The sequence below is a fragment of the uncultured Gilliamella sp. genome, from assembly GCA_945271295.1.
Classification (GTDB): Bacteria; Pseudomonadota; Gammaproteobacteria; order Enterobacterales; family Orbaceae; genus Gilliamella.
The window spans coordinates 145405-161167 of record CALYPG010000001.1 but is presented as its reverse complement, the minus strand read 5'-3'; the positions used below and the strand labels follow the sequence as shown (position 1 = coordinate 161167).

At 42.1% G+C, this 15763-nt stretch carries 15 protein-coding genes; 1 reads left to right on the top strand and 14 read right to left on the bottom strand.

The annotated features are described in order from the left end of the window. Positions 1 to 16 precede the first annotated feature (16 nt). The 14 genes from Q0K76_RS00800 to Q0K76_RS00735 all read right to left on the bottom strand — a co-directional run bounded on the left by Q0K76_RS00800 (position 17) and on the right by Q0K76_RS00735 (position 14533). Positions 17 to 334 (bottom strand): hypothetical protein, encoded by a 318-nt coding sequence (locus Q0K76_RS00800; protein WP_294609766.1) that lies wholly within the window; start codon positions 332 to 334, stop codon positions 17 to 19. Beyond that, positions 334 to 2811, bottom strand: coding sequence for a hypothetical protein (locus Q0K76_RS00795; RefSeq protein WP_294609763.1), 2478 nt, complete (start codon positions 2809 to 2811; stop codon positions 334 to 336). The genes Q0K76_RS00800 and Q0K76_RS00795 overlap by 1 nt, the downstream gene beginning before the upstream one ends. Next, a complete protein-coding gene (locus Q0K76_RS00790) occupies positions 2812 to 4353 on the bottom strand; it encodes a hypothetical protein (RefSeq protein ID WP_294609760.1) in 1542 nt (513 codons plus the stop codon). It abuts the gene before it with no gap. Beyond that, positions 4350 to 6428, bottom strand: coding sequence for a hypothetical protein (locus tag Q0K76_RS00785; RefSeq protein WP_294609757.1), 2079 nt, complete (start codon positions 6426 to 6428; stop codon positions 4350 to 4352). Before Q0K76_RS00785 ends, Q0K76_RS00790 begins: the two co-directional genes overlap by 4 nt. Next, the gene (locus Q0K76_RS00780; protein ID WP_294609755.1) at positions 6428 to 6910 is read right to left on the bottom strand and encodes a hypothetical protein; all 483 of its coding nucleotides are present in this window, start codon (positions 6908 to 6910) and stop codon (positions 6428 to 6430) included. The genes Q0K76_RS00785 and Q0K76_RS00780 overlap by 1 nt, the downstream gene beginning before the upstream one ends. 3 nt (positions 6911 to 6913) lie before the next feature. Next, complete coding sequence (locus tag Q0K76_RS00775) at positions 6914 to 7366, bottom strand: GNAT family N-acetyltransferase (protein WP_294609752.1); 453 nt, start codon at positions 7364 to 7366, stop codon at positions 6914 to 6916. After that, positions 7363 to 9375, bottom strand: a complete 2013-nt coding sequence (locus Q0K76_RS00770; RefSeq protein WP_294609749.1) for a hypothetical protein — start codon at positions 9373 to 9375, stop codon at positions 7363 to 7365. The genes Q0K76_RS00775 and Q0K76_RS00770 overlap by 4 nt, the downstream gene beginning before the upstream one ends. A 3-nt stretch (positions 9376 to 9378) precedes the next feature. Then, positions 9379 to 9942 carry a hypothetical protein gene (locus Q0K76_RS00765; protein WP_294609746.1) on the bottom strand — a complete coding sequence of 188 codons (564 nt, stop codon included), beginning with the start codon at positions 9940 to 9942 and terminating at the stop codon, positions 9379 to 9381. 18 nt (positions 9943 to 9960) lie between these two features. Further along, positions 9961 to 10857 (bottom strand): phage capsid protein, encoded by an 897-nt coding sequence (locus Q0K76_RS00760; protein WP_294609743.1) that lies wholly within the window; start codon positions 10855 to 10857, stop codon positions 9961 to 9963. Positions 10858 to 11078: 221 nt separating this feature from the next. Next, positions 11079 to 11987 (bottom strand): hypothetical protein, encoded by a 909-nt coding sequence (locus tag Q0K76_RS00755; RefSeq protein ID WP_294609740.1) that lies wholly within the window; start codon positions 11985 to 11987, stop codon positions 11079 to 11081. Continuing rightward, positions 11987 to 12220: a hypothetical protein gene (locus Q0K76_RS00750; RefSeq protein ID WP_294609738.1), complete on the bottom strand. Its 234-nt coding sequence runs from the start codon at positions 12218 to 12220 to the stop codon at positions 11987 to 11989. The genes Q0K76_RS00755 and Q0K76_RS00750 overlap by 1 nt, the downstream gene beginning before the upstream one ends. Next, positions 12210 to 13808 carry a portal protein gene (locus Q0K76_RS00745; RefSeq protein ID WP_294609735.1) on the bottom strand — a complete coding sequence of 533 codons (1599 nt, stop codon included), beginning with the start codon at positions 13806 to 13808 and terminating at the stop codon, positions 12210 to 12212. Before Q0K76_RS00745 ends, Q0K76_RS00750 begins: the two co-directional genes overlap by 11 nt. After that, a complete protein-coding gene (locus tag Q0K76_RS00740) occupies positions 13809 to 14093 on the bottom strand; it encodes a hypothetical protein (protein WP_294609731.1) in 285 nt (94 codons plus the stop codon). Then, a complete protein-coding gene (locus Q0K76_RS00735) occupies positions 14090 to 14533 on the bottom strand; it encodes a hypothetical protein (RefSeq protein WP_294609728.1) in 444 nt (147 codons plus the stop codon). Before Q0K76_RS00735 ends, Q0K76_RS00740 begins: the two co-directional genes overlap by 4 nt. Positions 14534 to 15176: 643 nt before the next feature. Here Q0K76_RS00735 and Q0K76_RS00730 point away from each other — a divergent pair. After that, complete coding sequence (locus Q0K76_RS00730) at positions 15177 to 15521, top strand: hypothetical protein (protein WP_294609725.1); 345 nt, start codon at positions 15177 to 15179, stop codon at positions 15519 to 15521. Positions 15522 to 15763: the final 242 nt, after the last annotated feature.

Below are 15763 nucleotides of genomic sequence, written 5' to 3'. Positions count from 1 at the left end.
GGCGGCAGTTGATATCTTAGCCATTTGCTAAACGTTCCAACCTTTCTTTGGCTGCTTGTTCAAACTGGATTACTTTATCGCTTAACTCGGTCACTTTATTATCTTTTGGCTGGCTTCCTTTACGTTCATATAACGCAATTAAGGTTTCAAGCTTAACCGCCGTTGTGATAACTTGATTAGCGTTTTTCTTACACCAGTAGCGATCACCACGCTCGTCTTCTGACATTTCATCTAGTTTTTTATTGGCCCCCGCCCATGTATCCGGATCGGCTTCTGCGATAACTATACCGACCATCTTATCAGATAACTGTTTTAATTTTTCAAGCTGATTCATTACATATCCCCCGGTATAATTTCATCAGGCCGCCACCAATATTCGCGACCATAAACATTTCGCTGACGATTCATATATTTTTGCAAGTATCCAGGGCTAACCGCTTCTTGTAACTGATTAAACAACAAGTGGTCTGTAACCGCTTTTGTATACCAAAGGTTAGCACCCGGCGTTACCCCCTTAACAAACCTGACCGCATCGGCGCCAACGTGGGTATCCTCCCCAGCAATAGCCCGTCTAGCGTTACCTAGCGTCAAATCTGCAAATTGTGCTAGGCTAGATCCTAACGGTCCTATAGCCATTTCACCCATAGTGGCGCCGTAGCTGTTTTTATCTGAGAAAATGAAGTCGCCGTAAACACCTAACGCGCCGCCCTTTAACATGGATTCCAACCAAAAATTGGCATCGCTCATATCCTGTGGTTTTCTTCCTGACGCAATATTATTTGTTTGCAAAGCCGCGGCGCCAAAAAGAGTGGTAGCTAAAAGAAGTGAACCGCCAAAATAGGCTTTTTGCAACCGGGTTGGCAGTGCGGTACCCCGCGCCCACATCCGGGCGACCAACGCAAAAGGAAAGGCTTTAAACTGGGTAATTGATCGCATAATCTCACCCCCTGCGGTACCTCTTTGTAAGTTCGCCCCCATTCGTAAGCGATCACGGGTGCCCGGAGTGATTACGGCCATGTCCGCCTCCTCGGATAGCATACCTATTAACTTTCTTGCTGCATCAAACTTAATATGTTGCGGATTTCCTAAATGTGCTATCTTGCTATCTGGTACCGCCATAATACTTTCAGGTGTTAACAAATTATTAACCCCGGACCATTCGTCAAGTTTTGCATGTTTCCAAATAGCAAAATCGGTATCGCTCACGCCATGGCGCTTTATTAACTCCGCATCAAATTTGCTAGTTTTAGTAAGTGTCGCTAAGTCTGAATTCGTGCTAACCACATGACCGATAGAGGACATCATCGAAGTAGCATAGCCTTCCTTTGCCGCGTCTGAAATTTTCATTAGCCCAGATAAGCGTAGCACGGTAGATGCTGCTTTACTTGACCAGTTGGTTTTCATATTATCGACACCCCAACGGTTAAGACTGGCTAATGTACTTTCTAGCGCTAACCCGTTACGTTGCGCAAAGCGTTTATCACTATGGCTTAAAGGGTTAAGAGAGGACATCATACTTTTATAAGCAGGGCCAAGCGCCATGCCGTTAGTTTTAGCCATCAAAAGTAAGGTACCCTGATCGGTTATGGATGTGATGGTAGCACTTCCAAGACGTGCCCCTGTTAGCAGATTGCGCAAGCTATCCATAACCCCGGCAAAACGTGGTCTAACTACTGGACTATAATTACCTGTTACATAATCAAATAGGTTACTAGTTTTTTGAGCATAACCGTTAATTTGTGAAGTATTAGACCTATCAGACATTACTGCATTTTGGCGCGCTTCATCTAACAATGATCTAAACATCAGGTTAGGATTAGGGCCGAAAGTTTCGATAGCGGCGATATCGCGGCTCACCCCGGATATGTGACCCATCATGATATCAAAGATACCGTGATCGCCGTATTTCTGGTGGTACTGTAAAAAGCTATCCGCATCTTTAAAGAATATTTGACGGGAATCACTTCTACGGTTAGCTGTCATACTAGATATCTTTTGTCCACTCGCAGTCAGTTTATTTACTCCGCCTGTGGATACCGTATCGTATATATGTGAAAATAATTCTCGTACCTCATGGTCCGTCATTGGTTGCCCGTCCGGGTGGACGTATTGAGAACGATCTAGCGCTGGCATTATGTCATTGAGCCACTCCTCTGGCCCCACTTTAGATATTTTTATTTGCGAATGTTCTTGCGGTAAGTTCCAGTTTCTAAGATGGCCAATATCCCCACCAGCATTGTTAAAAGTTTCACGTAGTAAGTCGGTTTGTTGTTTCCAATGTTCCGCGGCCAACTTGGCTTTTTGATTGCCCGTATCCTCGCCAAACATTTCGTGGACTAGATCTGTTATACCTTTTTCATCCTCAAATAATCCTAAGAGTTTAGATTGATCAAAGGCGTCTAAAGTTTGCCCCACCGCCCAATTCCTTGTTGCAGTAGCCCGAGTATCTAAGGCTTGGTAACCCGTTTTATTATCCGGGTTATACGCTAATAACCTGTTTAAACCTTCCAGTTGATTTTTAGCAACGCCTCTTTTTACCATATCCGCGATCTGGTTTTCAATCCGATCCCGTGCCAAAATTGTTAAGGCTACCCTATGCCGCTTTAACTCTTTTTTGTGTATGGCTTCGTTAACACTGTATTCGGCCGCCTGACGTAGTTTTTCTTCTGCAGGTAGTGTTTGCCAGTTAGGATCTTGCCGGGCTAGTTTTTGCTGATTTTTTAAAATGTTATTAATAATTTCTTGCACTTCTGCTTTAGATAAATTACGCCCGGTTGCGGCATTGATAACAGCTTGATAACATTGCTTCATTTACGAATTCCTTAACATACAGGCCACCGCAGCAGCATAGGGTTTTTTATCTGCTTGGGCTTGGGACACTTCATCGCTTAACAACTTTAACAGGTCGGATGCCTTTACCGTGCTTTCTATACCGTTTTCATCAATATGCTTAATTTGCATATCTGGCTTACCTTCTAGTATTTGGTTAATTACATCTTGGTCGGTTAATTCATCTGGCACAGCATTTTTCTTCATGGTGTTAAATTCAGAATCGTTAACGGTTTCCGGGCGCTGGTATATGTCAAAAGATTCTTTAACATCACTAGCTTTTAGCCCTACTTTATCGATTAGCTTTTGGGTTAGGTATTTAGGAATAATACCGTTGTTTAAATTAACAATATTTTTTTTATCCTGCCTGGTTAATTTTTTCTTGGATACAATATCGCTTTTAATTTCATCGATAACGCTGTTTGGTATCGGGGTACCGTTTTTGGTATAGTACAAGGCCTCACCTGGAAAGTGTTTAGCGATTGCGTGAGTTAAAGCGTTTTGCCAATCAGCATCGTGCTTTAAAATAAAATTGCTATCTTTAAGTATGGATGCAACATCAACCGGGCGGCCGTTGACCATATCCTCAAATGCCTTATTTAAGGCTTTGTCGTGCATGTTTAATGATGCTACATCTGTAGGTATACCCATAGCCGCATCGTTCTGGTGTAGCTGGTTATTCTTTGCAAGTAAAGCATCTACAAACCTTTGTTGCCTTAATTCCGCATACTTGGCCACGCCGCCGAATATTAAACCGAAAGCAGCATCAACCATCATGGCCTCACTATCGAGAGCGTTATATTGATCCGCCATTTGACCATAGCCGTTCGCTTTAAGTATTTCTTTTGTGAAGCCCCTTTGCCCTGCGCCAATTGCGATATTCGCGCCTGCGGTGTAGGTAACATCTTGCAATACCAGATTTGTATACGCAAAGGCTTTAGATAGCTTAGATTGTGATTCAATAAAGGCTTTAGCTGTAGGGGTAAATTTAAACCCCATGGTTAAAGGGATGTAACCCCCAAGGGCAACCGATCCGCCGGATACAAGGGCTTTTTCCGCCGAGGTGTTTTTATCTAGGCCATCAGCTAACCCTTGTTCATAATCGGCATAACCTTGTACCGCTCCCGCTGTAGCTGAAACGCCGCCTACGGTTTTAGCAAATTTCCCCGCGCCGACAAACGTACTCAGTACATCCGACATAGAGTAAAGGGTAGCATTTAAGCGCCCCGAGTTTTGTGCGGTCTCCTCCATTAGTTGAGTTTGTTTTACCGTTGCCGCTAACGAGTTTTTAAGGTATTGTGTAACATTACTGTCCCCTTCAAGCCCCGCGATATCATCTAATTTTTCCATAGTAGCAACCATGAAGCCACCCATTAAAGTTGAAGGCTTGGCCAATAATCCTGTATATGCCCCGGACAGCACGCTATCTACTCCATTTTTAATACTTTCCGATAGTGTAGGCTCATAATCAAAGAAGTCTACCGGGTTGGCTTGTGCTTCTTGGTACAACTTTTCAAAAATCATTCCGGTATGTCCTTAATGCTGTTAACACCTCTTAAAACATCTATAACAACGGTTTGGCCGTCTTTATCCGCAAGAAACCCATTACCTACTTTAAAAAAGTATCGACCGTCTGGTAAACCGTTTTTATTTGTAGCAGGTATTAATTGAAAACGGTTTTCAAGATAGGGGTGTGTTTCACCCCAACCGTTAGCTTTCACTATCTGTAAATATTGGGATTCAACGTTACTTGTGAAAGTTTGTTCATCCATCCCCCACGGCATGCGAACGTTATACCGTTGGGATTTTTCACCAGTTACGGCGTTAATGGATTCCTTGAGCAAATCTGAATTTATAGTGTGTGTATCAACATAGTTTCCCATAGAAATCGATTTACCAACATAGTAATTCATTACCGCGCTTTGAAGCACTAGCTTTGATTCTGGATCATCGGCAAAGTATGCGCCTGCTTGGCTGTCGAAATCCTCAACCCATTTACCAGGTAAGGATACCCCTTTAACAGAGGAATCGCCTCTACCCGTGGGTTTTAAAGCCTCCGCACCTTTCAAAATAAAACCGGCGATTGTTTGCTTATCTAGCTTATCATTTGCCTTAAACCAATGATTATTTACGTCTACAGTCCTACCACTCGGGCTATTTAATATGCTTCCGGCAACCGCAAAGGCTGGGTTAGGCATTCCTATGTCGTTAAGCATAGCGTTATATGCATCATCATTGCCGTTCGATGCTTTCTCTAAAACCTGTAATAAATTCAATTGCTGGGCGTATCCAGAATTGTCTACCATTTCGGAAATCTTTTTAGCCTCGGCATCTGAGAAAACCCTCATGGGGGTTTGGTAATCCTGGCTAATTCTCACCGCCTGTGTTGCGCGTTTTTCTAACGATTCTGGGCTAAAATCTAAGTCCTCGACTTCCCCGGCTTGGTAAGCTGCTGCTATAGGGTCCTGCCCCCTTTGCTTTAGCAAAGCAACGGCGGCCTTGGCCCTTATTGATTGCAGGTACACCCTCTCGGCAAAGTTATTAGGGTGGCTAATGTCCGCGGTTAAATCTGCTGTCGAGTTCCCCCCCTTCGATATATCCTCTTGGGTAAATTTAATAATTTCACTAGTCGGCATATTTTGCATAGCACCGATATTGCGCGCCATAGCTTGCTTATCTTGATAGGCATCATACTCCCTTTGCCCTTTCGATCCGTATACCGCATTGAATCTAGCAAGCGGGATGTTTTCAGCTTCTATCCCCCTTTGTTGCATTGCCCATGCATTAGTCAAATCTAAGGCTAAGCTATCTTTGTTTACGTTTCCTTGGTGCTTAATCATGCTATCAAGTTTTAGCATATACTTTGCTTTATTGATTTCACTAAGCTTGTTATATGCTAATGATTTTTTCATACGCCCGGCAAGGCTAGCAAAACTACCTTTAGTTAATTCTGTATGTGCAATCCACCCATCCAATGCAGAAGAAAAATATTGTTGTGTAATTTGTTCTTTTTGAGCTTGTCGTATTTCCTCGGGCATCCCTTGCTCTTGGGAAAACTGATCCATACGAGCTAAAAGGTTATCAAACCCCATTGCTAGGGATGTTTGATCCCCATACAGATTTTGAGCGTTAACCATGGCCACATCCATGCTGGCTTGCATGGTCTTTAAAGCTAAAGCTGATTGCTCCTGACTTTCATGCACCATTAATTGCCTGGTGTAAGAGGTTTGCATGTCTTTGGTTTGTAAATCAAATTTATCTAAAAATGAGTTACCCTTTAAACCTTCTCTAATTTCAGCAATCTTATCAGTATAGCGTTGGTTATAGTTGCCAGCTTCGTTTAACGCATTTTCGCCTTTAAGATTACGATACCCGCTCTCTGGGTTATTTAATTCGTCATTTCCAAACGCATCCAAATCCAGTAAGGCCTTTTGGTATTGGAGCTGGTCATCTTCACGTTTCTTTTGTAACATCATATCGGCAACCGCGTTCAAGCCGTCACCAAGCTTATGCACATCAGGGGCAATGGAAACAACACCGGGAAGCGTTGTATTGACCCCACCTAATTGCAGATTACCGAATGAAGGGATCTTAGCCATTAATTACCCCCACCACCACCGCCCATCATACTAGATGCCGACATAGCTTTAGCTGCATTGTTAGCCCACGTACCAATAGATCTAAATATAAAGCCTTTCTTAAGTTGTTTAGCGTTATATTTAGCCATCTTAGCGTTAATAGTCTGTTGATTGGCTTCTTTAGCCGCGCTATACATTGTTGCGAACACATCATCGTTAATGTTTTTCTGCAAAGTCCGTTGCGAGCTAGCTACGGTTTGCGAATCGTTAACATCTACACCAGACGCACCGAAATCTTGTATAACCGTTCCTTGAGCCTGTTCACCCTCACGCGAAATTTTATCAGCATTTTGCTGCCCTTCCCAAAGCGTGTTTTTCGCATTCATCTGGTACATCTTTGCTTGTGCTTTTAGTAGCCCTCGCTGCGTTTTATAATCTACAAAATCCGCTAAATAGTTAGCCGTATCGGCTGTACCTTTTGCAACCCAATACCACCAAGCCATGCGCTAAACCTCCTTAATATAAGTCACAGATGAAGGGCGGTACCCCAAAGCAGAATACATATATAATGTTCTTTCCTGATTCAAACCTGAGGACACCCCTAATTCGATGTGATTGGCGCCTTTTTGCTTGGCCCAAGATTCATACCCCTTTATTAACCTAAAGGCTGTAATACTTCCTTGAAACTCAGGCCTTACGAAGAACGCCACCTCTGATGCTATCAATTCTAACCCCGCGGCGGGTGTTACTAGTTCCACAATAATAAAACCCTTTAACTTTTGACTATTTTCATCGATAATGATAGCTGCGTTATCGCTGGCTATGTAATGTTTCAACATCAACAATGCCTTGCTATCATCCCATGCATATATATTGCGGTGGTTTACCGCTGCACTATAAACCTCTTTACTAATCTCAAACACTTTAGGCAAATCTAATAACGTAGCTTCTTTAATCATCCCGCGGTCACCACATAAGACACAGACATTAAATGGAAGGGTAATGGCTGTGTTTGTTTTATAGTTAAATTAATTTCGTTAATATTCCACCCCAAAGAATCCAGTTTTATCGAAGGACTAAGGTATTGGGGGCCCTTATCTAGTAATTCGGTACCGAACTTCCTGGATGTCAGTATTTGTTTGCTGTTTGCACCATATAAATACACACTCGCACCTTTAGTCTTATGAAATTTAAAGGTGACATCGCTTAACGTTAGACGTGTGCCGACTGTCGATCCTGTAGCAGTTGGGAAATCTTGAAATAATAAGTCAATATGCGTTTCGTAGTTAATGCCAACCTCAATATCCTTTGCATTTCTAGTAAGGGTTATAGATCCGTTTGTTACCCTTTGTTCCGGCATTACGACCCCGTCGGCAACAATAGCAACGGTATGCCCGTTCAAATGGTCAAAGCCGGTCCAAACATCCGCGCCCTCCGTATCCTTTCCTGGTATAGCACAATCGGTATTTAAATCCGGGTCGAACACTTCTATACATACCACAGGCTCACCATCTATATAACGTTTGACCGCGGTGTAAACGACATCCTTATGTTTTTCAGGGATGCAGCACACATATAAATATTGTCCTTGGGTTTCAAACGATCCCCAACCGGCTACCTCTTGCTCAGAATTGTAGGTTAAAACCGCGATTTTTCCGTCATTACATACAACAAATATCATAGAGTTAGGATCTTGTTGATATGTCATAGATTTAATACCGCTTGTCAGTAAATGCCTCGACATTTCCGATAACGTTGACCACTCAACGTCCGTGCCATAATAACCGCCGTTTGTTATCGCTTTTATTTGTTTCCCCGCCCGCTGCACGAAAAACATGGAGGAATCTATATTTATAGGGCGAACATTAGAACAGCCAAAAGCGGACTGTAAGCGGATGTTAATATTGCTAGGTTTTATACCACTTTCATACCCGCCTGTAATAGAAAATTCATTTCCAGCGGTAAGGGCAAGCAATACTTGGTCTTGCGTCAAGTGAACTATTTTATTGCCCTGATTATCATCTATACTAACGGATAACGCGTCATCATCGCTACTATCCGCAGTATCAAAGTTGTATGAATTACCCGTGGTAGACATCCAAATTTTTCGCGGAAACTTTTTAGATGCTGCAAAGATTAACCGTTGTTGGTGTATATATGTTGCTGATGGGTACCCAAGTTCCGCGCTCCAACCGGGGTGCAGTAGCGTCCATGATTGAGGTATTGCCGTAATTGTTGAGGATAAAGCGTACACAACCTTACCCGTTGCCGTACAATATTTACCATCGGATGCATCATTGACGCCCTCTATAAGCATAACCCCACTGTTAACGGATATCCGAGCACCAATATCGTTATGAGTAAACCCGTAGTGCTTACTTGTTGCCGCTTCGTTGTTATAGCAGGTTACAGTAATACGTTTACCAATTTCTTTATCCGCTGTAGTAATTTTTAAATATGCATACGGAGTTGGTGTGGTTTCCTCAAACGGCATCGGGTCAAACACAGCCTCCTTTAAAGACCATTTAGCATCGCCATACCTTTTCAACTCTAATATCGGGTAGTTTTCGTGAACTAAAAACATAGTATCTTGGCGTTGTGTGTACTTAATATCGTGCAGATCAGATTCGTTGTATCGTGTCAATATTTCATAGATATCACCGTTTTGATCTCTAATTACATGGCTATTGATATAAAATCGCATATAATATTCGCCCAGTTCGATCATGTAAGATTGATCTACACCATATACAAACTTAATTAATATTACGTCTTTATTTGGATATTTAGCTTGGCTAACAAACCTTGTCCCCGGACGCCTAACAACGCCGCCAAAGGGTGAAATAAAAGCATTAACCGCTTTTTTAAGTCCGTTTTGGTGCTTAGCGGTATCCGTCCGCCCATACATTTCCGGAGATATTTCACCAGATGAAAAGCTTGTTTGTGCCTGTCTAAACTGAGAAGGCATAAGCTAATACCTCGCATATAGCAAAGGGTTGCTGACCAAACGTTGCGATGGGTTCTCTAAAGAATTAGCAAGTTTGGCAATGGTAAGTTTATACTGTGCTTTTTGTTCTAGGCTTTGTTTTATCGAATCCGATTTTGTTATAGGAAATGCAATTTGCGAGGCTAATTCATACTTGACTGCTGAAATAAAATCCGACGGCCAAGTAGAAATATCATCATTTCTAAACACATAACGGAGATTAAGCGAATTGATGTTCGTCAAAATGTGGCTACCTTCTAGCTTAAAATCCAACCCGATAGCCGGGCTATCAATACTAAGGAGGCGGATTAGATCTGATGGTGTGTTAAATTTATATTTATAGCCGTACGCAGGAACGTCGGCTAAAGGGGATAGCTTCGTCCTTTTAATCGCAAAATTCCAAGGGTGTGATCTTAATAAACTATCTTTAACATCCTCAAACAAATTATATACTAAACGCGCCTGAGTATTATCATCTGAAAAATCAGCTATAGGGGCGCAACCCACTAAAAGGGCTGCATCCGAGCAAATTTTAATTTTTGTTGTCATATGCCGCCCTTTTATACATTACGCTGCGATTTGAACCTCTACTACCTTCTGTTCGTTTGCACGACCCGCAGCCATAGACGCATCGACATATATTTGTAGCGTATTGTTCTTATCTGGTCGTTTCGAGATATCAACATCAAACGCAGAACCTTGTCCATAATGTACCGCGGAATTTGTATACATAACCGCTTTTTTATAAGCGCCATCGGTACTCTTAGCTAGTTTTTCGTAAGGGATCCAAGTTACGCCACACCAGTTCACGCCGACTTGCCCCGCTTGAAGCATTTTAATACTCATGAAGTCAGCGCTTGTGAGCGTAGTGTCTCCTAGAAGTTCGACCATCATGGCGGCATCATATGTCATGTAAATGGTTTCGCCGTTCTGTTCGTCGCACTCATTTGCTCTAAAAATAGATTTTGCTACTAAAATCTTATCTTTTGTAATGCCAGTACCGCTGTGAGTAATAATCTGAGTGTTCGGCAATTGAACTTTGGTTACCGCACCATTGTAGGCATCCACCCGATCTATACCGCCGATTAAAGCGTTATAGATAACATCATCAACCTTGCGTTGATATGCATAAACGCACGCTTTCATATATGGGCCTTGGATATCTGCCAAAAGTTTAGGAATATCCATTTTTTCGATAGGCACTGCCAAATCTTTATCGGCTAAATAAACTCGACGCGTTCCGGCATCTGGTAAATCCCATTCAGTGTTACCATAACGTGTACGCTCTTTCATTTCGAGAGAACCCATATCATTAATGGTAAAGCTGCTACCTGTGATCTTACCGCGATTATGCACGGTTTTTAAAAGACGTGATTCTTTTTGCTGACAGTTAATTTCAAACGTGTCGTGAAACTGTGTTACATATGCCGCTGTAATTTTGTTTTGATTAGCTGCAAAAGTCATTTTTTGTAAATCCTGTTATACACCGAAAGAGTTATCGCGAATACGGCTCTATAAAACATAACGCTGTCGGCTTGACGTTATGTGCAGTGATGGAGTATCCAACCGCCGTTGGGTCCGTTTATGCGGAATATAACATTGATCTTGGTGCGTTTTTGCACTGTTTGTAAAAGTGATAAAAAAAATAGCCGCTTCTGTAGCGGCTATGTAAAAAAAAATAACGTTTAATCCTCGCCTACCGTATCTCGGTAGTACTGTGATATCTGATTGCTAACCCTTTCGTGATCCGGGTGCTTGGAATCTAGGTACGCCTCGGATTTCATTAGTGCGGTGATCGTTTCCCTTGATTCAGTAGGTTGGGCATTGCGTACAGGCGAATCCTCACGCATCATCGCACCAACATTAGCCAATACACGAACGATTAGAGGGTTATTACCGATCGTATCTAATAGCGCTTTGTCTTCATCCGATGCGAAATGGTTAAAAGCTTTATATGCATTTTTTATACCTACATCCAACTCCGCCGGGGTTTTCCATGTCTGCAGTAACGCTTCTTTACATGCCGCCATGTCGTTTTCATCTCGACGGTCAAGCACGCTCTGGACTACGTTTAAGTATTTAGTTGCTACTAGATTGACCTGCTCATTAGTGAAACCCGCTTTGTGTGCTTCTTCTGCAAACTGCTTGAAATCCGCATCGTTTTTTAAAACTTCGGGCGTTATGCTTTCCGGTAACCCTAATTCCTGTGGGTTAAAATCAATCTTGTAACCCTCTGCACTATCTGGTACAACACCACCTGTTTCGCCCATTTTTTTAGCAAGGTTATTATACCCATCGAGCAACTTGCGCGTTGATTCGCTAACGTTTACCGTGCCGTCCTCATTTTTTACAGCATATTTTTCGGGAAACGATAAACCCTCTTGACCTGAGTTTGTGCCTTCTGCCGTACTTTGAGCACTAGCAAGTAAAGACGATTCAGGGTTTTTCGCGCCTTCCCCTTCGCCAACATCGGAAGCTGATAACGCATCCGCCACGGATGCCGCCGTTTGTTCAGTAGATGCGGCGCCGTTGCCGCCATCGCTACCACCAACATTATCGAGATTAAGTAATACATATTTAATACCTGTAAACATTAGTTTTCCTTAGCTTTATTTCTAGCAATATTAATTTGAGCAATGATATATTTTATTACTGACGATTGGCCTAAATTATATGCAGTACGACGACCGCTTTCGTCTTCAACCACGAATTCACCCGTAGCGTGCCCAAAATTATTCATCAAATCTTGTATAACTAGACCACCTATCGGATCTTGTAAACCAAATAGCTTTTCATATTCAAAACAAATATCATTGTTATTTTTCATTAGCCATTACCTTTGCATGCTCTGTTGCACCTACTAGATTAACCTGATCTTGCATATCCTGTTGCCGTTGCGCTTCAGCTTCTTTTGCCCGGTTTTCACGCATGCGTTTAACCTCCTGCGGACGTCTTATAATATCAACAATGTTCTGCTTTTCAGCTAATTGCCGCACCGCTTCATCAGTATCGACATTATCAATAACGTTGGGCGATACTTGCATAATTACGCCAAGTTGTTGTATAAAGCGCTCAACTGATGCTATTTCAGATTCACGTTGCGCTTGCGCTAGCGGAGATAAGTATTTGATGTTATATGCACGGTTTGATAAGGATTCGGGCAACTCGATCCAGCCGTTTCGGAACGCAATACCGAAGCAACGTAAAACTAGAACTTGCAACCATTCTGAATTTAATCGACCAAACACGGGGCCGAGTAATTGGCGTAGATATTGCAATCTAACATGAAACTCTGTGGCGGTTCGCACTCCGCTATCAACTGGCGGTAATTGGTCAGCCATCAGCGTTGCGCGAATTTCATTTTGTAATCTGTCTTCTTGTGAAAATGTCACATTAAAGTTACTAGAAGATGCCAGCGGCGCGATACTTGTAGTAGTTGATGCTGCTTGCACAATTACGCCCGGACCAACTGTTATCATGCTGGGGTTGAGTATCCCATCATCAGCAACTACATACATCCCCGCGGCGGCGATACCTAAACCAAGCTTTTCTAAGCGCTTAAGCTCGTTAAGCTCTTTGATGGCCGGCAGCGCATCATAAACAAGCCCTACACCGTACGCGCTCTCTTTTTGTTTTTGCCAGCGCGGGAAGCACACCGGGAACTCGTGATACCCACTTTCACGAATGATTGACTTGTTATCTACATCGATATGATAACTAAGAAAGGGTAAGTCTTTTTGAAAAGGTGAACCCGGTAAATAGTTCGTGCGCGGTGCGATGTAATGAATAAATTTATAGATTGTGTTCGGTTGCTTTTCTGCATCCGTTTTAATTTTAGCACTAACATTATCGCCAAACTCTGTAACAGCTTGCTCTGCCGTCATTGAGTAGCAATGATAAACGGTATCGATAACACCGTCACGTCGTGTTGATGATACTAACACGTCTGCTAGATTCCATTGCTCGAAACTGTATCCGGTGCCGTCTTCGTTATCTGTGATGTACGTTGCTGACTGCCCCGCCACAACGTTATCAATCATGCTTTCAACGGCTTCACTATCATAATTTGATGAATGAATCTTTTTGAATATGATCTCTGACGCTTTTTTAAGTGCATCAGATTCGTCGTTATCTGCATCATCAATAACAAGATCGAACCAAATTGCATTTGCTGGCGTCATTCCGCCGACGATGATTGATGCGATATCTCGCGTGCCACGCGTGCCCTCTGTTGTCAGTAGATCCGCTGTTTTGTTTTTAGCTTGATCTGCTGTAATCTTATTACCTAGCAAGCCCGACGCGCGAATTGGAAACGTGTGGTCGTAGCAATCGCGCCAAACTTCTTCAAGTGACGCGCGCTCGCTACGCATTTTGTTAGCCCGTTCAATGACTTTATCTGCTACTTTATCGTTCACTTACTCACCAAGTAATCTTTTAGATTGTGCTTGATTAGCTGCTCCGGCGTCAGAACTAATCGCGCCAGTACTCAATATACTTCGATTTTTTTTGCGAGCTTTAGCAGTATTTACAATTTGTTGTTTCTTATCGACTTCTTCTTGCGCTGTATCTTGCGCAGGCTTAGTATTGTCAACGATTTTAGCGGGTTTTTGCCCGCCCCCAAGTAAACCACTTACAGCTTTTGTAACGCCGCCGCCGAGCAACCCGCCGCCGAGAGCTTTACCTATCCCTTTTCCGCTCATTCTTTAGCCCCCTGCTGCGTACGTGCTTTGATAACATACCCGGCCTCTGTTAGTTCAACATGCGGGCTCGCTAAAGGGTTAGCGCTGTTACTCTGAACATTTACCGCTGACATGTCCGTTTTACGAACTGTTGCGGCTTGTTGTTGTACTTGGTTTTGAATAGATTCTAGCGCTAATTTAGCCGATACCAACGTAGCATCGATTAAAGTTTTTGTTTCAAGTAACGCGTCAAGTTTTAGCTGTGCTTGCGCTTTTTCATCTTCAAGCGCGTTAGCATCATCAATAACCGCTTGATTCTGGGCTATTGCTTCGTCGATATTTTTAGCTTTAGTTTCAATCGTTGTTACGTTTGTTTGTGCTGTATCTAATGCGGTACCTAATGCTGTATCTAATTCAGTATTAGCCGCGCCCGGAGTTTCGATTTTCTTCTTAGTTGCCATGTTTGCACCTATCTTTTAGCTGGGGGGGGTTAGTATCGGGTTGGTTGGTGGACCGCCGCCAGAGCGTGATCAACGCATCACCGATGTGGTACTTGGGCTCAATTTCGAGTAGACGCATACGAACAACTGAGCTTTTCGCTAAGCCGATGCTTTTAGCAATCAGCGCTAACGATAGTGACTTATCACTTTTCAGTATCTCGTTAATTAATCGTGTCCAGTCGATTTTATTTGCCATAACCTATATTTTTTTTGTAAAAAAATGCACGTCGTTTATAGCATGAACACGTGTTCACAATCCCGATCATTTGATGATTGAAGTTTCTATAAAGAATTTAACTTAGAATAAATGTAAATATAAATCAACAAGATGCGATTAGCTATTTTATTAAATACTGTATTAATACCGCAATTTAAGGTTAAAAAATAAGCAAACTCAATTAACTTTTAATAATATGCATTCATAGCGTAAACGCGCGCACGCGCGAGATAAAAGAGAGTTAAATTGTATCATCTACATGAATAATAAAATATAACAGCACAAAATGTTAAAAATAGATATTGACACACGTCCCGTGATGTGACATAATGATCTCAACAAATCGCGGAAAAGGTTCGCGATTAACGTCAAAATGAGGACTTAAAAATGAAAGTAACAAATCAATTTATGAACAGCTTTGAAATGCATGTAAAAGAATTTGAAACAGAGTTTAGCGACTATCAAAATTGTGGCGCGATTAAATTCATTATTAAAACAAGCCGGGGGGTCGGTGAGTTTTTGGAGTGGGTTCGTATTAATACTTTCAGCGAAAAATGGTGCGTAGAGCGCGTTGATACACACATTGAAACTAATGAAATGTTTCGCATCAAACGCTTGTTCAAGTTAAAAGATAAGACAGTCGCGTGTGTTAGAGATCATCATTATCCGATCGAAGAAATACAAGATTGTTTACAAAAATGGTTAGATAAAAATGTTAACAAAAACTTTTAGAAATAACTATTGACTAACGTCTCATTATGGGGCATAATAAACTTACATACCGCGGAAAGGTCCGCGGTTACAGTCAAACAAGAGGGCTAAACTATGAACGTCAACGAAGCATTCAACGTATTAAACATATCACAATCTAGTGCTACACAAACAGAAATCAAAAAAGCTTATAAAACAGCATCTTTAAGATTTCACCTTTTTAACCAAAACCTTTATACCTTTTCGGTTAAAATAGATCGAGA

Coding starts and splice junctions, on each gene's coding strand:
- Q0K76_RS00740 (WP_294609731.1), bottom strand. CDS start 14,093: ATGAGCGGAAAAGGGATAGGTAAAGCTCTCGGCGGCGGGTTGCTCGGC.
- Q0K76_RS00765 (WP_294609746.1), bottom strand. CDS start 9,942: ATGACAACAAAAATTAAAATTTGCTCGGATGCAGCCCTTTTAGTGGGT.
- Q0K76_RS00780 (WP_294609755.1), bottom strand. CDS start 6,910: ATGGCTTGGTGGTATTGGGTTGCAAAAGGTACAGCCGATACGGCTAAC.
- Q0K76_RS00795 (WP_294609763.1), bottom strand. CDS start 2,811: ATGAAGCAATGTTATCAAGCTGTTATCAATGCCGCAACCGGGCGTAAT.
- Q0K76_RS00750 (WP_294609738.1), bottom strand. CDS start 12,220: ATGAAAAATAACAATGATATTTGTTTTGAATATGAAAAGCTATTTGGT.
- Q0K76_RS00785 (WP_294609757.1), bottom strand. CDS start 6,428: ATGGCTAAGATCCCTTCATTCGGTAATCTGCAATTAGGTGGGGTCAAT.
- Q0K76_RS00730 (WP_294609725.1), top strand. CDS start 15,177: ATGAAAGTAACAAATCAATTTATGAACAGCTTTGAAATGCATGTAAAA.
- Q0K76_RS00775 (WP_294609752.1), bottom strand. CDS start 7,366: ATGATTAAAGAAGCTACGTTATTAGATTTGCCTAAAGTGTTTGAGATT.
- Q0K76_RS00760 (WP_294609743.1), bottom strand. CDS start 10,857: ATGACTTTTGCAGCTAATCAAAACAAAATTACAGCGGCATATGTAACA.
- Q0K76_RS00800 (WP_294609766.1), bottom strand. CDS start 334: ATGAATCAGCTTGAAAAATTAAAACAGTTATCTGATAAGATGGTCGGT.
- Q0K76_RS00790 (WP_294609760.1), bottom strand. CDS start 4,353: ATGATTTTTGAAAAGTTGTACCAAGAAGCACAAGCCAACCCGGTAGAC.
- Q0K76_RS00735 (WP_294609728.1), bottom strand. CDS start 14,533: ATGGCAACTAAGAAGAAAATCGAAACTCCGGGCGCGGCTAATACTGAA.
- Q0K76_RS00755 (WP_294609740.1), bottom strand. CDS start 11,987: ATGTTTACAGGTATTAAATATGTATTACTTAATCTCGATAATGTTGGT.
- Q0K76_RS00770 (WP_294609749.1), bottom strand. CDS start 9,375: ATGCCTTCTCAGTTTAGACAGGCACAAACAAGCTTTTCATCTGGTGAA.